The 21490-nt window shown below is 64.9% G+C and carries 22 protein-coding genes and 2 riboswitches; of the genes, 14 read left to right on the plus strand and 8 right to left on the minus strand.

The genetic code is table 11. The features are described from left to right. Positions 1-49: 49 nt before the first annotated feature. A complete protein-coding gene (locus AC1DFE_RS14375) occupies positions 50-721 on the plus strand; it encodes a response regulator transcription factor (protein ID WP_476906546.1) in 672 nt (223 codons plus the stop codon). Here AC1DFE_RS14375 and AC1DFE_RS14380 read toward each other — a convergent pair. Next, positions 718-2202, minus strand: a complete 1485-nt coding sequence (locus AC1DFE_RS14380) for a sensor histidine kinase (protein ID WP_476906547.1) — start codon at positions 2200-2202, stop codon at positions 718-720. The two genes, AC1DFE_RS14375 and AC1DFE_RS14380, sit on opposite strands and share 4 nt — an antisense overlap. 120 nt (positions 2203-2322) lie before the next feature. Here AC1DFE_RS14380 and AC1DFE_RS14385 point away from each other — a divergent pair, with 120 nt between their 5' ends. The 3 genes from AC1DFE_RS14385 (at position 2323) to AC1DFE_RS14395 (ending at position 6741) form a co-directional block, all read left to right on the plus strand. After that, positions 2323-3471 carry a P-loop NTPase family protein gene (locus AC1DFE_RS14385; RefSeq protein WP_476906548.1) on the plus strand — a complete coding sequence of 383 codons (1149 nt, stop codon included), beginning with the start codon at positions 2323-2325 and terminating at the stop codon, positions 3469-3471. A gap of 53 nt (positions 3472-3524) precedes the next feature. Continuing rightward, positions 3525-5129 (plus strand): ABC transporter transmembrane domain-containing protein, encoded by a 1605-nt coding sequence (locus AC1DFE_RS14390; RefSeq protein WP_476906549.1) that lies wholly within the window; start codon positions 3525-3527, stop codon positions 5127-5129. Between the two features lie 277 nt (positions 5130-5406). Continuing rightward, positions 5407-6741, plus strand: coding sequence for a right-handed parallel beta-helix repeat-containing protein (locus AC1DFE_RS14395; protein ID WP_476906550.1), 1335 nt, complete (start codon positions 5407-5409; stop codon positions 6739-6741). Here AC1DFE_RS14395 and rox read toward each other — a convergent pair. Beyond that, the gene (gene rox / locus AC1DFE_RS14400) at positions 6714-8204 is read right to left on the minus strand and encodes a rifampin monooxygenase (protein WP_476906551.1); all 1491 of its coding nucleotides are present in this window, start codon (positions 8202-8204) and stop codon (positions 6714-6716) included. The genes AC1DFE_RS14395 and rox overlap by 28 nt on opposite strands. A 217-nt stretch (positions 8205-8421) precedes the next feature. Further along, positions 8422-8503: riboswitch (Fluoride riboswitch) on the plus strand. A gap of 22 nt (positions 8504-8525) precedes the next feature. Between rox and AC1DFE_RS14405 the strand changes: the two genes are divergently transcribed. The 7 genes from AC1DFE_RS14405 to AC1DFE_RS14435 all read left to right on the plus strand — a co-directional run bounded on the left by AC1DFE_RS14405 (position 8526) and on the right by AC1DFE_RS14435 (position 13205). Continuing rightward, positions 8526-9386 (plus strand): hypothetical protein, encoded by an 861-nt coding sequence (locus AC1DFE_RS14405; RefSeq protein ID WP_476906552.1) that lies wholly within the window; start codon positions 8526-8528, stop codon positions 9384-9386. Between the two features lie 43 nt (positions 9387-9429). Further along, positions 9430-9520, plus strand: a riboswitch (Fluoride riboswitch). A 21-nt stretch (positions 9521-9541) separates the two neighbouring features. Continuing rightward, on the plus strand, positions 9542-9793 hold the full coding sequence (locus AC1DFE_RS14410) for a hypothetical protein (RefSeq protein ID WP_476906553.1): 252 nt from the start codon (positions 9542-9544) through the stop codon (positions 9791-9793). Then, positions 9786-10337, plus strand: coding sequence for a universal stress protein (locus tag AC1DFE_RS14415; RefSeq protein ID WP_476906554.1), 552 nt, complete (start codon positions 9786-9788; stop codon positions 10335-10337). Before AC1DFE_RS14410 ends, AC1DFE_RS14415 begins: the two co-directional genes overlap by 8 nt. Next, entirely contained in the window at positions 10337-10951 is a 615-nt protein-coding gene (locus tag AC1DFE_RS14420) for a fluoride efflux transporter FluC (RefSeq protein WP_476906555.1), read from the plus strand. The genes AC1DFE_RS14415 and AC1DFE_RS14420 overlap by 1 nt, the downstream gene beginning before the upstream one ends. Before the next feature lie 5 nt (positions 10952-10956). After that, a complete protein-coding gene (locus AC1DFE_RS14425) occupies positions 10957-11325 on the plus strand; it encodes a fluoride efflux transporter FluC (RefSeq protein WP_476906570.1) in 369 nt (122 codons plus the stop codon). Positions 11326-11374: 49 nt separating this feature from the next. Next, positions 11375-12625, plus strand: a complete 1251-nt coding sequence (locus AC1DFE_RS14430) for an MFS transporter (RefSeq protein WP_476906556.1) — start codon at positions 11375-11377, stop codon at positions 12623-12625. A gap of 175 nt (positions 12626-12800) precedes the next feature. Continuing rightward, positions 12801-13205: a VOC family protein gene (locus AC1DFE_RS14435; protein WP_476906557.1), complete on the plus strand. Its 405-nt coding sequence runs from the start codon at positions 12801-12803 to the stop codon at positions 13203-13205. Between the two features lie 96 nt (positions 13206-13301). On the opposite strand, the gene AC1DFE_RS14440 is transcribed toward AC1DFE_RS14435, so the two are convergent. The 5 genes from AC1DFE_RS14440 to AC1DFE_RS14460 all read right to left on the minus strand — a co-directional run bounded on the left by AC1DFE_RS14440 (position 13302) and on the right by AC1DFE_RS14460 (position 17849). After that, positions 13302-13733 carry a hypothetical protein gene (locus tag AC1DFE_RS14440; protein WP_476906558.1) on the minus strand — a complete coding sequence of 144 codons (432 nt, stop codon included), beginning with the start codon at positions 13731-13733 and terminating at the stop codon, positions 13302-13304. Positions 13734-14067: 334 nt separating this feature from the next. Further along, complete coding sequence (locus AC1DFE_RS14445; protein ID WP_476906559.1) at positions 14068-14871, minus strand: amino acid ABC transporter ATP-binding protein; 804 nt, start codon at positions 14869-14871, stop codon at positions 14068-14070. Next, the gene (locus tag AC1DFE_RS14450; protein WP_476906571.1) at positions 14868-15731 is read right to left on the minus strand and encodes an amino acid ABC transporter permease; all 864 of its coding nucleotides are present in this window, start codon (positions 15729-15731) and stop codon (positions 14868-14870) included. The genes AC1DFE_RS14445 and AC1DFE_RS14450 overlap by 4 nt, the downstream gene beginning before the upstream one ends. A gap of 122 nt (positions 15732-15853) precedes the next feature. Then, positions 15854-16795, minus strand: coding sequence for an ABC transporter substrate-binding protein (locus AC1DFE_RS14455; RefSeq protein WP_476906560.1), 942 nt, complete (start codon positions 16793-16795; stop codon positions 15854-15856). A 1-nt stretch (position 16796) separates the two neighbouring features. Beyond that, positions 16797-17849 (minus strand): succinylglutamate desuccinylase/aspartoacylase family protein, encoded by a 1053-nt coding sequence (locus AC1DFE_RS14460; RefSeq protein ID WP_476906561.1) that lies wholly within the window; start codon positions 17847-17849, stop codon positions 16797-16799. Positions 17850-17972: 123 nt separating this feature from the next. Here AC1DFE_RS14460 and AC1DFE_RS14465 point away from each other — a divergent pair, with 123 nt between their 5' ends. The 3 genes from AC1DFE_RS14465 (at position 17973) to AC1DFE_RS14475 (ending at position 20858) form a co-directional block, all read left to right on the plus strand. Beyond that, positions 17973-18614 (plus strand): GntR family transcriptional regulator, encoded by a 642-nt coding sequence (locus tag AC1DFE_RS14465; RefSeq protein WP_476906562.1) that lies wholly within the window; start codon positions 17973-17975, stop codon positions 18612-18614. 62 nt (positions 18615-18676) lie between these two features. Beyond that, a complete protein-coding gene (locus tag AC1DFE_RS14470; protein WP_476906563.1) occupies positions 18677-19606 on the plus strand; it encodes an ABC transporter ATP-binding protein in 930 nt (309 codons plus the stop codon). Positions 19607-19610: 4 nt separating this feature from the next. After that, the gene (locus AC1DFE_RS14475) at positions 19611-20858 is read left to right on the plus strand and encodes an ABC transporter permease (RefSeq protein ID WP_476906564.1); all 1248 of its coding nucleotides are present in this window, start codon (positions 19611-19613) and stop codon (positions 20856-20858) included. A gap of 110 nt (positions 20859-20968) precedes the next feature. Here AC1DFE_RS14475 and AC1DFE_RS14480 read toward each other — a convergent pair whose 3' ends face one another. Continuing rightward, the gene (locus tag AC1DFE_RS14480; protein ID WP_476906565.1) at positions 20969-21211 is read right to left on the minus strand and encodes a hypothetical protein; all 243 of its coding nucleotides are present in this window, start codon (positions 21209-21211) and stop codon (positions 20969-20971) included. Positions 21212-21490 lie beyond the last annotated feature (279 nt).

Raw genomic sequence — 21490 nt, forward strand, 5'->3', positions numbered from 1 at the left:
CCGTGGACGCAAACTGGGGGTTGCAGTGTATGCATGAAGGGTGCCAACCGTGCGGGTCCTGCTTGTTGAAGACGAAGTACTCCTGGCTGAGGCGATCCGGCAGGGGCTCACGGCCGCAGGCTTCGTTGTGGACGTTGTCCATGACGGCGTGGATGGGCTGTGGGCCGCCTCGGAGAACGTCTATGACGTCGTCGTACTGGATGTATTGCTTCCGGGGATGCACGGTTATGCCGTCTTGAAGCAGATGCGGGAACGGCAGAACTGGGTGCCCGTGATCATGTTGACGGCCAAGGACGGCGTATATGACCAGACCGATGCCTTCGATCTCGGGGCAGACGATTACCTGACCAAACCGTTCAGCTTCCCTGTGCTGGTTGCGCGCCTCCGGGCACTCATCCGCCGTGGGGCTCCGGAGCGGCCTGTCACGTTGGCTGTTGGCTCGCTGCGACTGGATCCGGTCAGCCGGCAGGTCAGCCGGGACGGGCAGGACATCTCCCTGACGGCCCGGGAGTTCGGACTTCTGCACTACTTCATGCGCAAGCCGGACGTGGTTTTATCCAAGGCCCAGATCCTGGACAACGTCTGGGACCCGGTGTTCCGCGGCGATGACAACGTCGTCGAGGTCTACGTTGGGTATCTGCGCAGGAAGATCGATGGGCCGTTCGGCCTCACGTCGTTGAAGACTGTGCGGGGCATGGGGTACAAACTCAGCGCCGATTAAGCGTTTGCTGCCGGTAAGTCCTCGCTTTGGGAGGTTGGCTGGCGGCCCAGCGGCGGCAGGCAAATTTCGAAGCGGCACCAGCCCTGCGCGGTTTCGGTTGAAATGAGCCGCCCACCGTGAGCCTCGGTGATGCCGCGGGCTATTGCCAATCCCAGGCCGCTTCCGCCCTGCTGGCGCGCCCGGCTCTCGTCCAGCCGGACAAAACGGCCGAAGATCCTTTCCCTGTCTGCCACCGGCACGGGCCGGCCGTCGTCGTCAATGGTCACAACCACGTCCATTGCCGTGACGGTCAGCCCGGCGACGATTGTCCCGGCGGCGTGCCGCTCGGCGTTGTCCAGCACGTTCCGGAAGACCTGGCCCAGGCGTACCGGGTCCCCCTGAACCTTGACCGGAACGATGTGCGCGACAACCCGGTGCTTGCTCGTCGCATTGAGTCTGCGCAGCTCGGAGGCCAGAACGTCGTCAAGATCAACATCACCGCGGCGAACGGCCACTCCCTCGTCGTCGGCCTTGGAAAGTGACAGCAGGTCCTCTACCAGAGCCTGCAGCCGTTGGGTCTCTTCTGCGAGGATGGGCTGCATGCCCTGCCATATCTCGCTAGGGGCATTAGCGGTGGCGATGTCCAGCCCGGTGCGCAGGGTGGTGAGGGGACCGCGCAGCTCATGGCTGGCGTCGGAGACGAACTGGCGTTGTTTCTGATCGGCCGTTTCAAGCCGGGCAAGCATTGAATTCATGGTGGTGGCCAAGGCCTGCAGCTCGTCCCTGGTGGCCGGGACGTCCACGCGCTCGCCCAATCGTCCGGCGCCGATGTGGCTGACCTGTGCACGGATCGTGTCCACCTGCCGCAATGACCGTCCCACCAGGAAATGGACCGCCAAGCCCACCACGCCAAGGAGCAACGGCATGGCCACGAGAAAGAGCCACATGACCGTCCGGACAGCATCAGTCTGCGGTTGAATAGACTGGCTGGCCAGGACCCAGGACTTGTCGCCGTCATCGTCCACACCCAGGACCACGAGGTAGTGCTCGTCGGCGTCGCCCAGGAGTTCGGGCGCCGATACCTTCGCGGTGGCGTCTTCACCCGGCGGCGGCCTGAGCGTACTGAGCGGTGTCCTGGCGAGCCTCGGCTCCGAAGCCCCGATCACCTTTCCCGTCGAGTCGATAATCTGCACAGCCGGTGCCTTCTTCACTGCGCTGGCGACGGCCAGGCTGGCCTCCGCCGCGTCCTGGCTGTGAATCAGGGCGGCCACATCCTGAACCTTGGTGTGCAGCAGGCTGTCGGTGCCGGCTACGAGGGCGGACTGCAGGGTCAGCAGCAACAGCAAACCGCCCGTCAGGATTGCAACCGCCACCACGGCCACGGCGGCCACAGTGGACTGCCACCGGAGTCCGCGCCGGAGGACCCGCTTGCGGGCTGCGGGTTGTTGCTTTGGTGGCTGTGCCGGTCCAACACCATCGGACACCGGCGCCGGCTGGTCCATGGTTCAAGGATTCCGGCTCAAAGGAGCAGATGCAATGGGCGACCTGCACCGGCTCAGTCTCCTCTCAGGTAACCGGCAGCACCATGAAGAAATCAACCCGGCAACCACAGGAGAACGGCGATGTCCACCACCCTCAGCTCATATGGCGTTGCGGACCCACTATCCGGTCTCCGGACCGTTCGGTGCGACGCGGAGGCTCTCGCGCCGGTGCGGCTCATTCGCGCCAAGAAGGCCTACACGACCCGCTTCCTGGCCGACCGTCTGGACCAGTCTGCCCGGGGATATTTCCTACACCGCGGACCGGGAGTGGCCCCCGCGCCCGGCGACGTCGTGCTGGCGAAGGTAGTTGGCGTTGGCCAGCATCCCAGGCTCGAAAGCCCAGCATCCCGCCGCCAGCTTTTGTTCCTGGGGGACGAAATCCTCGTGGCATACGGGCACCGCTACGCCCCGGACCAGTTTCTGGCGGAAGTACCCGCCGATTTGGGCCAGTGTCACCTCATTGCGGCGGGAGGCATTGCCGGCTTGGTGACTTCCCGCCATTCCCTGATGGGCCAGCCCACACAGCTCTGCCCGGTCGGTCTGCTCGGCGACGCCGGCGGCATCCTGAATCTCACCCGTTTGGCTCCGCTCGGGCTGGAAGGCGCACTGGAACCGGTGGCAGCGGCACCGGGGCGGCCCCACCGTCCTGCGGTCATCGCCGTGCTCGGGACGTCCATGAACTCCGGCAAGACCACGGCCGTGAGCTGCCTGGTAAGGGGTCTCACCGATGCCGGGCTGGTTGTGTCCGCGGGCAAGGCCACCGGCACGGGATCCGGAAATGACCCAGGCATGTTCGCGGATGCCGGCGCAGAAAAAGTACTGGATTTCACCGACTTCGGCTACGCCACCACGTTTCGGCTGGACTTCAGCCAGATTCGGGGCATATTCAGGGATCTGGTAGATGCGCTCAGCGACACCCCCACCGATGTTGTGGTCATTGAAGTTGCGGACGGTGTGTACCAAAGCGAAACCCGCCGCCTGCTGGCCGATCCACTGTTCCATGCCGTTGTGGACCGCGTGATCTTTGCCGCCGCCGATGCGCTGGGCGCGATCGCCGGCCTGCAGGTTCTCGTCGGTGCCAATATTGATGTTGGCGCCGTATCCGGCCTGCTGACGTCGTCCCCGCTGGCGGCCAGGGAAGCCGCAGAGGTAACTGACATTCCTGTCCTGACGACCGGTTCGTTGTGCGAGCCCTCAGTCGCTTTGGACCTGCTTCCCCGCGCTGCCTAGAATGCCGCAGGTGTTCCGTGCCGAACCAGGCGGGGCGAGGTAAACAGGCCGTCTTGCCGAAACTGCTGGTCGGGCCGCGCCGCCGGCTCATGGCCCTGTTGATCGGAACCGGTGCGGTCCTGGCTGCCCTGTCGGGAACCAGCGCCTACCTGATGGCGCACCTGCTCGCCGTCGAGCCTCATGCCCGCATCCTCGCCGTGGCCGCGTTGACAGTTGCGGCCTGCGGAATAGGGGCCGGTCGTGCTGCAGAGCGGGTTCTGGCTGAAAGGCTCGGGCAGCATTATGTCCAGGAACTCCGCACTGGCCTGATGGCTGCCTTTCTCGCGGATCCGGGCGGAAGTTCCCCCGGAATCGCCATAGCCCGCATCACCAATGACCTAACCAGCGTGCGCAACTGGATCACGATGGGGATATCTCCCTTGGTTGTGGGCCTGCCAATGATTGTTGGCACGACAATTGCGCTCTGGTTTCTGTCTCCGCCGCTGGCCCTGGCCGTCGCCATTCCGCTGAGCCTTTTAAGCGGTGCCATTGCTGCCCTGTCACGTCCAGCGTTCACCCGGGCCAGGGTATTGCGCAAAAACAGGGGACGGCTGGCCGCGCGTGTATCCGATACGGTGACGGCAGCCACGGCAATTAAGGCAGCGGGCGGCGAGCAGCGGGAGGTGCGCCAGATCGAGCGGCTGGGGGGCCAAGTAGCCGCGGCCGCGATTGACCGGGCCAAAATAGCCGGATACATCCGCGGTTCGGCAAGTGTCGGCGGGGCAGTGACCGGGGTGATGGTGGCAGCCACAGGATCCTTCCTTTCGGTCCGGACAGCCACCATCGCTGCGGCACTGTCAGTGGTTGGCCTGCTCTCCTCGCACGTGAACGACCTTGGCCGGGTGGCGGAGTACCGGCAAACGTTCAACGCCGCCACGATAATGATCGGCCAATCCCTGTCTCAGGCGGCGCCCGCCCATGAGGGCGAGGCGGAGGACCTGCAGCCACAGCACCCTTCAGCCACCGCGGCTACGGGAGCGGTGGCCGGCGCGGAATCCGGTGACTCGATGGTGCGCATATCAGGCCTGAGATTCGGCGCGGACAGGCCGCTGCCGGACCTGTGCGCCATGCCGGGAGACCGCATTATCCTCAAATCCTCCGAACCCGGGGAAGCCACCGAAATTTTTGAGATGCTCCTGGCGGTGCGGACCAGCCCCGGGCTCGATATCTGGGTCGACGGGCAGAACCTGGCGGCCGCCCCGGCGTCCGCGCGCCGGCGCCTGGCGGGTTATGCGGTCAAGGGAGCGTTCATGGAGCGCGGCACCATCGCCCGGGCACTGCGTTACCGGCGCCCCGATCTTCCCCCGGAAATTACGGCCCAAGCCCTGGCGCGGGTTGGGCTAACCGTGCCGGTGGCCCGACTACCGAAAGCTGAGCACACCATCCTGAAACGCGGCGGCGATCCGCTGAGCATGTCAGAGCGCGCACGGCTCCAGATAGCCCGGGCCGTCCTGGGGGATCCTCCGATGCTCCTTCTGAACCACATCGACTTTGATCTCGGGGCAGAAGGCCGATCTGTTCTGGCGCAGATCCTGAGTTCGTATCCCGGCGTAGCCATCATCGCGTCCGACCATCCGGACTTGCTGGTTCGGGAGTACGGGGAGTGGGACCTGCGTTAGCCCTCGCCGTCCGTGATCACTACCTCGCGCCGGGAAGCGTTCTATTGGCTTGCCATCCACTTCACCTGTGCCCTCCAGCGCGAGGGCCAGGAACAGGCCGCGGATACTACCCCCGGAGCTGCTCCTGAGCTACCCCCTGAACGGGGCGCCGCTCCATGGGGGGAGAGGCCCCGGCACCGGCCGGGTTATTGGTTTTCTGCAGGGTTCTTCTAGGGCAGGAATAATACAATCCGGGCAGCCGGGGCGCGGCGGGCGCCCCATAAGTACGGAGAATTCCATGCGCAAAGTCATCAGGTCTCCCTATGCCTCCGCATTCATGGCCGTCACATTGGCCAGCCTGGCTTTGGGAGGCATGGCTGCCCCCGCGTCAGCAGCAGGCAAGACCTACTTCCTCAGCGCCGCGGGCAGCGACACCAACACCGGGACGTCCAGCACGACGCCCTGGAAAACCCTCAACAAGCTCAACACCGCGGTGCTCCAGCCCGGGGACACCGTCAGCCTCCGCAAGGGTGACACCTTCACCGGCGGCCTGGTCACGGGCCAGAGCGGCACCTCCACGGCGCCCATCACGCTTAACGGGTACGGAACTGGCGCCGCACCCGTTATCACCGGCGGCAAGTCCGGCAACTGCGTCAGGATCAACGGCAACTTCACGGTTGTTGACGGGCTCCGCGCCGTTTCCTGCGGCTACGCGGGTTTCAGCATGACCGGCGACCGGGACACCGTGCAGAACTCGAGCGCGTCCAGCAACGCCGCAGGCATCAAGATCGGCACCGGCTCCGACTTCGGCAAATACACCGGCAACACGCTCACGAACAACAACATCGAGAACGTGAACACGCAGGGAACCAACTGCGGAACCGCCCAGGCCGTCAATTGCAGCGACGATTCCGGCGCCTTTGGTGTGCTCATTAATGGCAATGACAACGAGGTCACCGCCAACACCATCTCCGGCTCGGCTGCCGCATCATTCGACTTTGTGGTGGACGGCGGCGCGATCGAGATCTTCAACGGCAACCGGAACAACATCCACCACAACATCGCACTGGACGACAACAGCTTTTCCGAAATCGGACGCTCGAGCGGGACGGCCGACGGGAACACCTACCGTTACAACCTCGTCCGTTCAACGTGCGGCACCAACTGCGCCCAAGCCAAAGGCCTGATCGCCCGCGGTCCCACCACCGGTTTTGGACCGACCAACGGCACCGTTTTCGAATTCAACACCGTCTACCTGACCGGTCCCCAGTCACAGGCCATCGTCTGCCACGCCCAGTGCCCCTCCTCGACCGTTATCCGCGGGAACATCCTCGTGGGGGTCAAGAACTCGCTGTGGATCAACGGCTCCGGCTGGACGGAGAAGGAAAACGTGTTCACCGGGCCGATCAATGTCACCCCGAGCCCGACCTCGCGGCGGGTACCTTCAGGCCCTGGTTTCGTGACCACCGGCACCGACTTCCACCTCACCGCCGGCAGCGCCGCCGTGGACCTCACGTCCTCGAGCACCGCCGCCCTGGATCTGGACGGCCGGCCCGTGCCGCAGGACGGCAACTGCAACGGCACGGCAACAGCTGACGCCGGAGCCTACGAATATGACTCGCCGAACTGCTGAGCGCACCTTTCACTGTCAATCAGCTTTGCGGTCCGCATCCCGGAGGCGGCGCCAAACCATGTCTTTAGGTGGGGGAGAAGGTCTTCCTGGTCTTCGCCGATCCACGCGACGTGGCCATCCGGCCGGAGCAGGACCGCGGGCGCGTCCAGTTCCGCGCTGGTGTCCGCGACGTAATCGATCCGGTCCTTCCAACCTGCCACGGAGAGCTGGCCGGTCTGGTCCAGCAGGAGCCCGCGGCCTTCGCGGGTGAGCTCGTAGAGACGGCCGCATGACAGCGGGATGTCGCGGAGCCGCCTGCCGAGCAGCTCCGGACCTTCGCCGAAGTCGTACCGGACCCCGGTGGAACTGATCCTCTCGGCCAGGAACCGGGCGACGTCGTCGAACTCCATCAGCTCGGCCAGCAGGCGGCGCACGGCCTGGGGGCCGGGCTCGGGGGAGATCAGTTCGCTCTGGGCGCGGGTGATGGTCAAAACGTCGGCGGCGACCGGGTGGCGCTCGGCGCGGTAAGTGTCCAGCAGCCCGTCCGGCGCCCAGCCGTTGACCTCGGCGGCCAGCTTCCAGCCGAGGTTGAACGAGTCCTGGATGCCGAGGTTCAAACCCTGCCCGCCCAGCGGCGGGTGGATGTGCGCCGCGTCGCCGGCGAGGAACACCCGGCCCGCGCGGTACTCTTCGGCCAGCCGGGTGGCGTCGCTGAAGCGGGTTATCCAGCGCGGTGAATGGACGCCGAAGTCGGTGCCGGCAAAGGCCCGCAGCTGCGTCCGGAGCTCCTCCAGGGTCGGCGGGACCGAGCGGTCCTCGGCCACAGTGGCCGAAGGCACCACGGCGCGGTACAGCCCATTCCCGGCCGGGCCGACGCCGAACCCCCTGTGGGTCTTGCGGACCTCGTCCACCAGCTCCGCCAGCTCGTCCGCCGGCGTAGTCACCTCCATCTCGCTGTGGATCCATTCGTTCGAGGCGGGGTCGCCCGGAAAGCCGACGCCGAGCTGCCTGCGCACCAGGCTGCGTCCGCCGTCGCACCCGACCAGCCAGCGCGACCGCAGCCGGGTGCCGTCGGCGAGCTCGACTGTGGCACCGTCCGCGTCCTGCTCGATGCCGGTCACCTCGCAGCCGCGGCGGACCTCCGCACCGAGTTCGACGGCGCGCTCCGCCAGCAGGCGGTCGGTGACAGGCTGCGGGATGCCGAGGATGTAGGCGTGCGCGGTGTCCAGGTCCGCCGGCAGGGGTTTGTCGATCCCGGCGAAGCGGCCGACGCCGGGGTACTGCTGCCCGAGCGCGAGGAACCGGTCCAGCAGCCCGCGCTGGTCCATGATCTCGATGCTGCGCGGGTGCAGGCCGAGCGAGCGGACCGCCATGCTCGGCTCCGCGTCCTTCTCCAGCACGAGCACCTCGACGCCGTGCAGCCGCAGCTCGCTGGCCAGCATCATCCCCGTCGGCCCGCCGCCGCTAATAATCACGTCAAACATGTGAAACCCCCATCATCTTTCGGCCCTGCGGCTCTGTCGCTGAACCGCCCGAAGCGGTCCCCGTTTCCGCAGGTGTATTGGCCGCAGCCAACCATTCTGGCCGATGGTGGGGGCCTTGCGGCAAGCCCCCCGGCGACCTATATTCTGAAAGTGGCAAGGAGTTTGTTTCTCCTTGCCTTTCGCACTCGGGTGGCGGATGAACCCGGGGGTTTAGCCTTGTTGTAACGGTGATGGATCCCACCGGGACCGGTTGATTGCCGGTCTGGACCGCCGACGTGGCTGATGGTTCCTGCCCCTACTGTGAAGGGCAGGATGGTCGCCGTGACTGGAACCCGTAGCGGGCCCGGCATCCCTCAAACGCCGGACAGGGATAGGCTCACCGGCGTCCTGGTGCCCGTCGGCCCGTTGGAATTGTCTGTGGAGGAAGTGCGCCAACTGTGGTCGTTCATTCACGGAGACATCATGGACGGAAGCATGCGCCGGTTGCTGCGCGCCTCCCTCGGGTTGTGTCCCCGGCATTCATGGGCCTACGCGGTCGTCGAGGTTGAGCTGTGGCAGGCCGGTGCGGGCGTCCGGGGCGGGCATCAGCCCTTCGACGTCACGGTCCTTTACGAGGACCTCCTAGGCCACGTCGCCGACGGGCTTGACCAGAGAACCTACCTGTTGCACCGGCATCCGGACGATGTGCTGGTGCCGGTGGGGCCATGCCGGATCTGTGAGGACATGGCCTCTCCTGATCTTCCCGGTCTGCGGATGGGCTACGGGAACTCCAACACCGAAGCCCTGACCGTTGAAGCGAACGGGCTCGCGCACACCGGGGCGTGGTGCCGGGAAACACTCCCGCTTTGGCGGAACCGGGTATGTCCCGGCTGTGGGCCTGGCACAGCAGTGGCAGCCGGTAATCCGGTGCTGTTGTGCCGTTTCCATCTGGCGGCACGCCGTCCTTTGCCGGAGCAGCTGCGGCACGCGGTGGCGTCGCGGCTGCGGGACGTCCGGGGACGGATGGTGCACCTGACCGAATCCATGACGGACTACGGGGCACCAATTGGGGCCGAGGAAAATGCGTCCTGGATCGAGGCCATCGGCATTTTCGCGGGCTGGGGGCTGCCCCTGTACCTGGCCGCGGGCGCCACGGAAGCGGGTCCCAAGCCGGACGGCGCCGGCGCCGGGCGGAGGGACTGACTTACGTCATACTGTGGCGGCAATCGTCGCTGTCCCTGTAGTCTCTGTTCACGGTGATGGATCCCGCCGGAACAGCCCGCACCTTTGGTGTGGGGCGTTCGAACCGCCTCCCGGCTAATGGTTCCTACCTTTGCTGATACGAAGGTAGGTGACTCATGCCCGCACCCGGCACACTTTTCCTGCTCCGCCACGGCCGGAGCGTCTTGAACGCCGTCTGCACCTCCACGCTGACTCGCACCCGGGCCGGAACCGTGAGCGAAACCTTCGACACGCTCACGGCCGCTTCCGAGGGCGGCTTCGGCGCGATGGTCTCGCACCGTTCCGGGGAAACCGATGATACGTTCGTCGCTGACCTCGGGGAACCTACCTCAGCGACGCCGATCCCAAACAGGAGCGCCCATGAATGAGCCAGAGAACGAGCCCCGTCCCGCCGCCGGGCCGGCACCGTATGTTCCGCGCCCGATCACGGGCCCTGTGCTGATGGGTGTGGTTCCTGGCCAGCCCTTGGCAGTCGCGCACCGGGCCGCGGACCTGGCCTCGAGCCTGAACGTCCAACTGATCTGCGCTTACGTGGACGTCACCAGCTACCTCGCCGAGGAACCCGACGGCAGGGTCGAAACCGTGCCGATCGATCCGGACGGGATCGACGATGACATCGAAGGAATCAGCGCCGGCATCAAAGAACGCCTCCAGGAAGCACTCAACGGGAGTGCGGTCCGGTGGTCGTTCGTGACCCTCGCAGGTGACCCCGCCCGGGCCCTCGGGCGGCTGGCCGAGTCGGCGGACGCCTCCGTCATCGTCGTCGGCACCCGCGAACGCGGCCTCGGGGCCCGGTTCGAGGAGCTGCTCGTCGGGTCGGTCGCGGTCCATCTCACGCACCGCCAGCACCGGCCCGTCCTGGTCGTCCCGCTCGCTCCCCATGCCAGACACCACCGACAGGAGGGCCACTGATGGAACCGCCCACCCCCGAGGCCGCGGCGACCACCGGACCTCCGGAACGAACCGACCCGCCCGGCACCGGGCAGCTGTCCATGGACAGCGACCCGGCAGAGACAAACGAAGACGAGGCGGATGCCGGGACGCTCGGCGAGGCCCGCCGCCACCGCCCGGTGCACCTGCACCCCGGGTTTGTATTGGTCGTCATCAGCGGTGGCGTGTTCGGTGCTTTGGCCCGCTACGGGCTCAGCACAGTCCTGCCGTCACCGGGAAGCTGGCCGCTGCCGACCCTGATCATCAACCTGGCCGGCGCGTTCCTGCTCGGCGCTTTGCTGGAGGCCCTGGTCCGGCGCGGTCCTGACGCCGGACGGCTAAGGATGATCCGGCTGCTCGCCGGGACCGGGTTCATGGGCGCCCTCACGACCTACAGCACCATGGCGCTGGAAACGAACACCCTGTTTGGAGCAGGACGGACCACCGACGCGGTTGCCTATGTCGCTGCCACGGTGATCGGCGGTGCAGTGGCAACGGTGACCGGGATCCGGGTGTCCGCCGGACACCACACCAGGATGACGGCCCGGAGGCAGGACGCGGCCGTCCGCCCTGACCGGCAGGAGAGCAACTGGTGAACGCCCTGACCATTCTGTTCCTCGGAGTCGCCGGAGGACTCGGTGCCGGAACCCGATTCGTGGTCGACGGGCTGGTCCGCTCAAGGACCCGCTCGGCTCTGCCCGTGGGCACTATCGCCATCAACGTCACCGGATCCTTTCTTCTGGGACTGGTGGCCGGCGTCGTGATCAGCCACGCAGCGCCTGCCGAGCTGCAAACCATCGCAGGGACGGGGTTCCTGGGCGGATACACCACGTTCAGCACCGCCAGCTTCGAGACCGTACGGCTCATCCAGTCCCGCCGCACCGGACTGGCCCTCCTTAACAGCGTCGGCACCGCCGTCGCCGCCGTGGGAGCCGCAGCTGCCGGCCTCGCACTGTCAGGCCTCCTATGAGACGAGCCAGCCAGCGAACAGCACTCCCGAACCGGAACGGAGGGCGTCCATGCCGGAAATGAATCAGAAGCACGTGAGGACGGACCGGACAGAGGAGACGCGGCCGAACAAACTCGGACCCATGGGGTTCGTCCTGACCTTCGGCGTGGTCAGCATGCTGGCTGACGTCGTTTACGAAGGCGCCCGGTCCATCACCGGGCCCTACCTAGCTACGCTCGGCGCGTCGGCGGTCATGGTCGGCTTCATCACCGGGTTCGGCGAAGCCGTCGCCCTGGTCATGCGCCTGGGCACCGGGCCACTGGCCGACAGGACCCGTAAATACTGGCCGCTGACCATCGCCGGATACGCCCTGACCGTGGCCGCCGTCCCGCTCCTGGCCCTCGCCAGCTCCCTGTGGCAGGCGTCGGCGCTGGTCATCGTGGAGCGGTTCGGCAAAGCCGTCCGCACCCCCGCGCGGGACACCATGCTCTCCCACGCGGGGGCGGGCATGGGACGAGGGAAGGCCTTCGCCATCCACGAAGCGCTCGACCAGTCGGGCGCACTGCTGGGCCCGCTGCTCGTCGGGTTCCTGATCGCGGTGTCCGGTTACCAACTCGGATTTGGTGTCCTGGCCATTCCCGGCGCCCTCGCCCTCGCTGCCGTGCTCCTGCTCCGCCGGGCCGCGCCAGATCCTGCACGCTATGACACACAGCCTGTGAGCGGGCCCGTGGCCACGCCTGGCCAGATCAGGGCGCGGGTACCCTTGCCTGCCAGGTTCTGGTGCTACAGCGCGTTCACCGCAGTGTCCATGTTCGGGTTCTCCACCTTCGGCGTCATCTCCTACCACCTGGAAGTCCAGAAGGTGATGCCGTCGGCGCTGATTCCGGTCACATATGCCCTCTCCATGGGCTCAGCGGCCCTGGCGGCCCTGGCCTCGGGTGCGCTGTATGACAGGATCGGGCTGCGTGGTCTGCTCATTGCCCTGCCGCTGACCGCTGCCGTCCCGTTCCTGTCCTTCACCACATCCCCGGGCCTGGTTTGGGCCGGGGCGGCGGTCTGGGGTGCAGCCCTGGGCATCCACGAATCCACGCTCCGGGCCGCGGTGGCCGACCTTGTTCCGGCCGCCCGGCGGGGGACCGGTTACGGGATCTTCACCGCGATCTACGGCTTGGCCTGGCTCGGAGGGTCCACCATCATCGGCGCCCTCTACTCAGCCTCCTTCAGCGGGCTCGTCATCTTCATCGTCGGAACCCAGCTTGCCGCGTTGATCGCATTCGTCCCCCTGCTCAAACCGGCTCCCGCGCAAGGCCGGGGCGTATAGCCGGTGACTAGAACTGACCGGCGACCAGCCATTACCGTGGCGGCTCCAGCCTTGCCGTGCCGCACCTACTCAGCATTTACCGAAGATTGTCGCACTGCGTACCCCGGATTCCCCGCCGCGTTGACAGACTGCGACGTGCGGCGTATTTCTGAGTGCAGAACAAGGAGGTCTCCAAATGGCCACCGTCAGCGTGCGCTACATCGTCGATTATGTCGATGCCGCAATCAACTTCTACCGCAACCATCTGGCATTCACGCTGGTCATGCATCCCGCCCCGCCCTTTGCCATGCTGGACCGTGGGGATCTGAGGCTTCTGCTCAGCGCTCCGAGCGGCCAGGGCGGAGGAGGGCAGAGTATGCCCGATGGCACCAGTCCCGCGCCGGGCGGCTGGAATCGATTCACGCTGGAGGTGTCCGACCTCGCGGCAACCGTGGAGGCCCTCCGCGGCGCAGGAGTGCAGTTCCGCAGTGACATCGTGACGGGCGTGGGCGGCAACCAGGTATTGATCGAGGACCCTTCGGGCAATCCGATCGAACTATTCGAGCCGACGATTCCCGAGGCGCGGCTCGCGGCATCCTGATCGGGAGGTGCCCGAAAAACAGTGCCAGACAGTCGATCGACCGGCTCGGCACCCACGGCCTGCTGGCGGCAGACACATGTGAGCTAGTGACGGGAACTAACTCGAAGGCCCAAGCCCCCGGGGCACTTTGTCCGGGTGCATGATGTCGCCGAAGTGGTGAACCATCCACCGGCCGTGGTCTGGGCGCCATACGAGCGTGATCAGCAGCGGGTCGTCCAGCATCGTGGCCGGCGTGAAGACCGCGTGTTCTTTGGCTTCCCGGACAACGCGCATGTAGCAGACATCAGGGTCTCCGTGAGCGTAGAAGGCTTCATGCAGCATGCCGGGGTCTTCGATGGAGTCCAGCAGCGCTGCGGCGATTTCGAAGGCTCCCCACAATGGACGGGACTCCGGTGTCACGATCACATGCAGGTCGTCCAGGTTCTTTGCCCTGTCATGGAGCGCCCTGAAGAACCAGTACCCGATTCGGCGCGGATCGTTCGCGATTTCCTGCGTTTGGTCCGTGTCGAGGTCAAAGTCTTCCGTCATGGCACAAAGGTACTCGCGGGGCCGGGCGCTGACGAGACCTTCCCCGGGTCGGAAAATCGTGGCTTGAAACGAAAGGGCCCGGGGGCACACGGAATCTGGCTTCAACTCATGGGCATATGGAGAACATGATGAGGCTGGGAGAGTACGCACCGGCCGGCATCCAGAGGCTGCCGGCCAGGTCATTTTCAAGATGGGTGGCGTTGCTCGTGGTCATGAGGTCCTTGTCCATCGTGTGGTTGATGAGGTGGTGTCCGTGGATCGGGTGCCGGTGACTGCGTCACGGCCGGGCTGGCCGTGACGCAGTCAGAGGGGCACTTGGTCGCTGGGTCTGGTGTTAGAGGACGCGGGAGAGGAATTCCTGGGTCCTGTGGTGCTGGGGATTGGCGATGATGTCGCGGGGGTTGCCGGATTCGACGACGACGCCCGCGTCCATGAAGGTCAGTGTGTCGCCCACTTCGCGGGCGAAGCCGATCTCGTGGGTGACGACAATCATGGTCATGCCGGACTTAGCGAGGTTCTTCATGACTTCCAGGACGTCACCAACCAGTTCGGGGTCCAGGGCGGACGTGGGCTCGTCAAAGAGCATCAGTTCCGGTTCCATGGCCAAGGCGCGGGCGATCGCCACGCGCTGTTGCTGGCCGCCGGACAGTTGGGAGGGGTAGAAGTTGGCGCGGTCGCTGAGCCCTACCATCTCCAACAGTTCCAGGGCCTTTAGTTTTGCCGCCGCTTTGGATTCTCGCCTAACCTGGACGGGTGCCTCGATCACGTTTTGCAGCACGGTCTTGTGCGGGAACAGGTTGAAGCGCTGGAACACCATACCGATTTCCCGACGCTGGGCCGCGATCTGTTTGGTGTTCAGATCCTGGAGGCGCCCGTTGGCGTCGCGGTAGCCGATGATGTCGTCGTGGACGTAGATTCGGCCGGCACTGATGGTCTCGAGCAGGTTGATGCAGCGCAGCAGCGTGGACTTCCCGGACCCGGAAGGTCCGATGATGACGGAGACTTCGCCCTGGCGCACGGTCATGTTGATGCCCTTCAGGACGTGGTGTTCCCCGAAGAACTTGTGCACGCCTTGGATGTCCACGAGGGGCTTGGTGCGGGTAAATTCCCGCCTGGTGATTGATGCCGCGTCCGTCATGGTTGGACTCCATCCGTGGTTCCGTCGGCGGTGTCCACTGGCTTTGAGTGTGCCGCGGCCACCGCTGGCGTGGCCTTGACGGGTGCCTTCATGACGTTGTCCACGCCCTTTCCGTAGTGCTTTTCAACGAAGTACTGGCCCACCATGAGCGCCGAGGTAATCACCAGGTACCAAATCGCAGCCACGATCAGCAGCGGAATGGGCAGGTAGGTGCGGTTTGCAAGCGTGTTCGTCACGAACGTCAAATCCAGGGTGAAGGGGATCGCAAGCACCAGAGAGGTGGTTTTGAGCATTCCGATCGTTTCATTGCCCGTGGGCGGGATGATTACGCGCATGGCCTGGGGCAAGATGATCCGCCACATGACCTTGGAGCGGCGCATGCCCAGGGCTTCGGCGGCTTCCATCTGGCCGTTGTCCACGGACTTCAGCCCGGCCCGGAAGATTTCGGCCAAGTAGGCGGATTCGTTCAGGCCCAGGCCCACGATCGCACCGACCGTGGCGTTGACGACCGTGGCGGTGTCAAGGGCGAACCATTCAGGTCCAAACGGCACGCCCAAAGCAATCTTGGGATAGAGGGTCGAGATGAGCCCCCAAAACACCAGCTGCGTGTAGACGGGGGTGCCGCGGAAGAACCATACCCACACCCAGGAGACGTACCGGAACAGCGGGTTCTCGGACTGGCGCATTAGGGCCAGGACAATCGCCAGCACAATAGAGATGACCATCGAGGACACCGTCAAGACCAGTGTCCAGCCGATGCCGCGGAGGACCAGGACGTCAAAGAGGTAGGTCCCGACAATGTCCCAGCGGAAATTAGTGTTTGTCAGCAGGCTCTGGAACAGCAGGGCCATAGCAAGCATGATGACGGCAGCGCCGACCCAACGACCGGGATGCTTCACCGGGACGGCCTTGTTCAGAACCACATCATGCGGATGGACTGTGCCATGTTGTCGGAGCTCAGGCGTACTGAGCCTCGTGAAGGTCATGGCTGTACCGTCGGATTAACAACGGACTGCTTAGCCGAGAGGACTCCGACGCCCCAGTAATCCATGATCTTTGCGTAGGCACCGTCTGCAATGAGCTTGTTCATCACCTTTGCGACGAGTCGGGCCAGGGGCATGTCAGCCTTGGCCACCGCGATGCCGTTGTGGTCCGGGTTGTACAGGTCACCGAGCAGTTCGAGCGTGCCGCCGGTCTGGCTCAGCGCATACGTGATGGTCGTTCCGCCAGAGACCATTGCGTCGATACCGCCGTTGACCAGGCGCGTGGTGATATCCGTCTGGTTGGCAAGGCTGATGACGTCGAGGGCGGGTTTCCCGGCGGCAACGCATGCCTTGGAACGGTCCGATACATCTGGGTTCTCCTGGACTGAGCCGGTTTGAACGCCTATTTTTAGGCCGCACAGCGCGTCCAGGCTGACCTTTTTCGGGTTCCCTTTCTGCACGGCCCAGATGGTGCCGGCCTTGAAGTAGTCAACAAAGTTGACTGCCTTCAGGCGTTCCTTCGTGATGGAAAATGCGCTCATGCCGAGGTCATACTTGGTGCCCAGCCCCGGCAAGATCGTGGCGAAGCCGGCAGTCTGAAAGTCCACCTTCAGCCCCAATGTTGCCCCGATCGCCTTGGCGAAGTCCACGTCGAATCCCATGGGCGTATGCCCGTCGGCGCCGCCGAGAAATTCCGCTGGAGCATAGGTGGTGTCCGAGCCGATGATCAGGGTGCCCTTGGCTTTGATGGCCTCTGGGACCAGTGCCGCCAGTGCATTGTCCTTGGAGACCGAGGAGGGGTCGAAGGCGGTGGCATCGGACTGGGTGGGCAATCCGTTATTGAGGGATTGTGAGGCGGTGGTGCAGCCGGTGGCGGCGAGCAAGGTCGCCAGTGCCACCGCCGCCGTGAAGGCAATGCGGTGCGGTCGTGATGAAGCCATGTCAGTTTTCCAATCGTGAAGGACAGTCCAGGGGAACGGCGATGTTCACCAGGGTGCCGCCGGTATGTACTAAGGTCGGGTGGCGCAGCGTTGTAACGAGTCCATCGGTGTGAGCCCGATATTCATGGGCCGGCCGGTCCAGCTCCTCGATGAAGTGGATACGGCCGATCAGGTCGCCGGCGGCCACGCTTTGGCCAAGGTCGACGGCGGGTTCAAACAATCCCCCTGCACGGGCCATGACAGCCGCATCTGGACCGAGCTGGAGATAGGTGACGTCTTCGCGGAGCTCGACGTCTTTGACAGGAGCGCCGCCGGCGCCGGTGGTGCGGAGGACGCCGACATGGGCCAACAGCCGGTAGAGGCCCGAACGGGCCTCGGCGAGCAGCCGGCGATTGACCGTCCCGCGACCACCTAGCTCCGTGGAGATCATGGTGACACCCGCCCGGTCCGCGGCCCCGCTGAGGGAGCCCGAAACAAAGTCCGACTTGACCACCACACAATATGGCTGTCCAAACGCCTCGACTGCCGCAACTTTGCGCTCCCATGCATCCTGGTTGGGTCCGGCATAAACAAAGGCCGAGGGGACGTATTCGTTGACGGCCCCTCCTGAATGGATGTCAAAGGCGAAGTCCGCCAGCGGCAACAAAGCAGTGTCAACGATCCGGGCAATCTGAGCGGTCGGCCCCCCGGCCGCACTGCCAGGCAGCGCACGGTTAAGGTTCGCCCCGTCCACCTTGGATACTCGCGTGCCTTCGCGAACCGCCAACACATTCAGCGATGGCAGGACGATTATTCTCCCCTGAACGCGTTCCGCATCGAGCTCGCGGACGAGTTCGTGGAGGAGGAGCTGGCCCTCGTACTCATCACCATGGGTGCCGGCCGTCAGCAGGACGGTGGGGCCCTTGGACCCGGCAAATACGGCAATAGGGACGGGGATAATGGCGCCGTCGTACTCGTTGTTTGAATGCTCGATCACCAGGTGGCCGAGCTGCTTGCCGGTAGCGGCAAAATCGATGCCGCGGATCCGTTCGATCGTGTGGGGTAGGGACTCCATTGCTCCTGTATCCAATCTTTGAGATTGGATACACCGTAGCCAAGGGATACAGTGAAGTGCAACACTTTCCCAAAGTTGTTCAGGAAAACTTCTGGACGGCCAAGTTTCCAGGAGGAACAAAACATGAATGGTGTCGGTGTCCGCGACGCCCGGCCATTGGGTGAACGCGTCTACGAGCGGGTGTGTGACGACATCATCAACGAGGTCATCACCCCCGGGGCGCAACTGGTCCAGGACCAGTTGGCCGCACAGTACGGGGTTTCCCGCATGCCGGTCAGGGACGTACTTACACGCCTGGTCCACGAGGGCATGGCCGATTTCATCCCCGGCCGCGGCTATTTTGTGAAGATCCTCAGCGAAGCGGAGATCGTGGACGTCTACGAGGTGCGACGCGAGATTGAGGCACTGGCCATCCGCCGTTTCAACGGCAAGTACACCCCGATGGAGCTGGCCGTCCTGGAAATGACGCTGGCTGAGGCCGACGCGGTCCAGGACACCGATTTCGATGCAATCTTCCGCACCAGCACCGACTTCCACCTGGCGCTGGCGCAGCCATGTCCCAACAAATACCTTTTGCAGTCCCTGCGGGGCATTTGGGAAAACCCTGTGCAGCGTCGAATCATCCGCTCATACAAGAATGATGCAGCCAAGGCCGCTGGTGTCGTGGCCAAGCACCGCCGCCTCCTGGACATGGCACGCAAGGGTCAGACCGACCAACTGATCGAGCACCTGGCCAGCTGCCACAGCCCCGTGACCTCGCCGTAGGGCTCCCACGCGCGGGCCGCCGGAGCCTGGGTAGCCGAACCCGCTTCAGCTAGGCTGGGTCCATGACGTTGGGGGACGCGGTAGAGCCGCTGGTGCACATCAAAAACTTCCGCATGGACTTCGGGGAGACGACGGTCGTCAAAGACCTGTCCTTCGATGTCCGGGCAGGCGAAACCTTCGGGTTCCTGGGCAGCAACGGGTCCGGGAAGACCACCACGCTGCGGGCGCTGCTGGGCATCTACCAGCCCACCGCCGGGACCCTGCACATCGGCGGGAAGGTCTTCGAGCCCCGGGACGGGGCGCGGCTGGGGTACCTGCCGGAGGAGCGCGGCCTGTACAAGAAAGAGCACGTCCTGGACGTGATGGTCTACTTCGGCCGGCTCAAGGGCCTGAGCAAACACCAGGCCCGCGCCTGGTCCCAGACCTACCTGGAGCGGGTCGGCATCGCCGACAAGGCCGCCGTCCGGCTGGACAAGCTCTCCGGCGGCCAGCAGCAGAAGGTCCAGCTCGGCGTGACCATCATGAACGACCCCGACCTGCTCATCCTCGACGAGCCCACGAAGGGTTTCGACCCCGTGAACCGCCGGCTGCTGATGGACATCATCGAGGAACAGAAACTCGCCGGGGCCACGGTCATCATGGTCACGCACCAGATGGAGGAAGTGGAGCGGCTCTGCGACCGGGTCATCCTGCTCAAGGACGGCACGTCCCGGGCCTACGGGACCGTCGCCGAAGTCCAGGACCAGTTCGGCGGCACCGTCTACCGGCTGGGCTACGACGGGATCCTGCCCGCCTCGGCCCTCTACAACGTCGTGCGCGACGCCGCCGGGCAGGCCGAGCTGGCCCCGGCCGACGGGGCCAGCGAAACAGCGGTCCTGCGGGAACTGATCGGAGCCGGGGTCGCGGTGCGCAGCTTCGCCACCGCACGGGCGTCGCTGGAGGAGATCTTCATCCAGGTGTACGGGGAACAGCACGAAATGGCAGAGGTCTAGGACGATGGCACGCACAGCATTCAAACAGCACAACCTGGGCACCGTCGTCGGGTTCGAATTCATGCGCACCATCAAGAAGCGCGGGTTCGTGATCGCCACCCTGGCCATCCCGGTGGTCTTCGCGATCATCTTCGCCCTCGTTTACGCCAGCAACTCCAGCACCTCCGCGAACGCCGACGCCCAGAAGAACTCGGCATTGACTTTCGCCTACACCGACGCCTCCGGTCTCATCCCGGCACCCCTGGCCAAGGCCGCCGGCGGGAGTCTGACGTCCGACCCCGGCGCCGCACTCCAGTCGGTGAAGAACGGCAGCAGCGAGGCCTACTTCGCCTACCCGGCAAACCCGGCCACAGAACCGGTCAAGGTCTATGGCGCGGACAAGGGCATGTTCGAGAACGGCAAGTACGAGGCCGTGGCCAAGCAGCTTCTCGTCACCGCAGCCCAGTCCCGGGTCAACTCGCCGGAAGTCACCGCCGCACTGACCGGGGGAGTGAAGTTCGACGCCGAGACGTACCGGGACGGCCGCGTCTCCGGCGGGATCGGCTCAGTAATTCCGCCGCTGATCTTCCTGGTCATTTTCTACGTCAGCATGATTCTGCTGTCCAACCAGATGCTCAACAGCACGCTGGAGGAAAAGGAAAACCGGGTCACGGAGATGATCCTGACCACCCTGAACCCCACCACCCTGGTGACCGGCAAGATCATCTCCCTGTTCGCCGTCGGGCTTCTCCAGGTGGCGGTGTTCCTCACCCCGATCGCCGTCGGCTACTTCGCGTTCCGCGACTCCGTGGCCCTGCCCGACCTCGACCTGTCCTCCCTGGTGTTCGAGCCCGTCCCGATGATCACCGGGGCGCTGCTGCTGCTGGGCGGGTTCACGCTGTTCACCGGTGTGCTCGTTGCCATCGGCGCGATCATGCCCACGGCCAAGGAAGCCGGCACCATCTTCGGGCCGCTGATGGCGCTGATCTTCGTTCCCTTCTACGCCGTCAGCCTCATCATCAGCGACCCAACCGCCCTGATCGTCCAGGTCTTCACCTACTTCCCGCTCACCGCCCCCGTCACCGCACTGCTCCGCAATGGCTTTGGGACCCTCGGGCCCGTCGAATCAGCCATCGTGATCGCCGAAGTGTTTATCGTCGGGATCCTGATCCTGCGCCTGGCCGTGCACCTGTTCCGCTACGGTTCCATCGAATACGGCCGCAAGCTCTCCATCGGCGGGACGTTCCGCCGGAAGGAACTGACGGCCAAGTAGCTGACGCACCTGGCGCCCGGCGCGGGAATGCCCGCGGTCCAGCCGGAACTGGGCTACGGGTTGCGCTGCCAGGCCTGGGGAAAGGGCTGCGGCCGGTCCTTCGGCGGCCGCTACCTTTGCACTATGTCGTCCGCCACCCGGTGAAGGTCCTGAACCCAGCCGATTGAACGGCTGGGTGCTCCCGAGCCGGCCTCAAAGTTCGAAAGGGCTTCCGCTATGCCTTCCAGGGCCTCCGAGATGTTGGCCTTGACGGCATCGTAGCCTTCCTCCGAGCGGGGATCAGACGAAGCCGCGCGCAGCAGCTCTGCTCCGGCCCTGATGATCAGTGAAGCCTCGTACTCGTTCACACTCATACCCCGGATTTCTCGGTACTGGACATGTGGAATCTGCCCGCCAGCACCACTGTACATCCGGGCCCGTTACCCTCCCGGAACCCGGCACCGGAGGAAATGGCGCCGCCCCACGTGGAGCGGCGTCCTCCTCTAGCCTCGGCTTTTCATGAGGCGGCGTTTCTGGGTGCGTGTTTAAACAGGGGAAGGGTGCTCTGAGCTGGGAAAATAGTGGTTGTCGAGACCGTTATTCTGCCGAGCGAAGGAGCACCCTTCCGGTGTCTAATCGTAGCCGTGTTTTCC

Source organism: Arthrobacter sp. 05T423, assembly GCF_056396245.1.

Bases quoted from the DNA above. Each gene is read 5' to 3' on its own strand.
- AC1DFE_RS14465 (WP_476906562.1), top strand. From the start codon at position 17,973: ATGAATGGTGTCGGTGTCCGCGACGCCCGGCCATTGGGTGAACGCGTC.
- AC1DFE_RS14415 (WP_476906554.1), top strand. From the start codon at position 9,786: ATGAATGAGCCAGAGAACGAGCCCCGTCCCGCCGCCGGGCCGGCACCG.
- AC1DFE_RS14455 (WP_476906560.1), bottom strand. From the start codon at position 16,795: ATGGCTTCATCACGACCGCACCGCATTGCCTTCACGGCGGCGGTGGCA.
- AC1DFE_RS14480 (WP_476906565.1), bottom strand. From the start codon at position 21,211: ATGAGTGTGAACGAGTACGAGGCTTCACTGATCATCAGGGCCGGAGCA.
- AC1DFE_RS14380 (WP_476906547.1), bottom strand. From the start codon at position 2,202: ATGGACCAGCCGGCGCCGGTGTCCGATGGTGTTGGACCGGCACAGCCA.
- AC1DFE_RS14395 (WP_476906550.1), top strand. From the start codon at position 5,407: ATGCGCAAAGTCATCAGGTCTCCCTATGCCTCCGCATTCATGGCCGTC.
- AC1DFE_RS14420 (WP_476906555.1), top strand. From the start codon at position 10,337: ATGGAACCGCCCACCCCCGAGGCCGCGGCGACCACCGGACCTCCGGAA.
- AC1DFE_RS14460 (WP_476906561.1), bottom strand. From the start codon at position 17,849: ATGGAGTCCCTACCCCACACGATCGAACGGATCCGCGGCATCGATTTT.
- AC1DFE_RS14445 (WP_476906559.1), bottom strand. From the start codon at position 14,871: ATGACGGACGCGGCATCAATCACCAGGCGGGAATTTACCCGCACCAAG.
- AC1DFE_RS14430 (WP_476906556.1), top strand. From the start codon at position 11,375: ATGCCGGAAATGAATCAGAAGCACGTGAGGACGGACCGGACAGAGGAG.
- AC1DFE_RS14435 (WP_476906557.1), top strand. From the start codon at position 12,801: ATGGCCACCGTCAGCGTGCGCTACATCGTCGATTATGTCGATGCCGCA.
- AC1DFE_RS14385 (WP_476906548.1), top strand. From the start codon at position 2,323: ATGTCCACCACCCTCAGCTCATATGGCGTTGCGGACCCACTATCCGGT.
- AC1DFE_RS14470 (WP_476906563.1), top strand. From the start codon at position 18,677: ATGACGTTGGGGGACGCGGTAGAGCCGCTGGTGCACATCAAAAACTTC.
- AC1DFE_RS14440 (WP_476906558.1), bottom strand. From the start codon at position 13,733: ATGACGGAAGACTTTGACCTCGACACGGACCAAACGCAGGAAATCGCG.
- AC1DFE_RS14410 (WP_476906553.1), top strand. From the start codon at position 9,542: ATGCCCGCACCCGGCACACTTTTCCTGCTCCGCCACGGCCGGAGCGTC.
- AC1DFE_RS14450 (WP_476906571.1), bottom strand. From the start codon at position 15,731: ATGCTTGCTATGGCCCTGCTGTTCCAGAGCCTGCTGACAAACACTAAT.
- rox (WP_476906551.1), bottom strand. From the start codon at position 8,204: ATGTTTGACGTGATTATTAGCGGCGGCGGGCCGACGGGGATGATGCTG.
- AC1DFE_RS14475 (WP_476906564.1), top strand. From the start codon at position 19,611: ATGGCACGCACAGCATTCAAACAGCACAACCTGGGCACCGTCGTCGGG.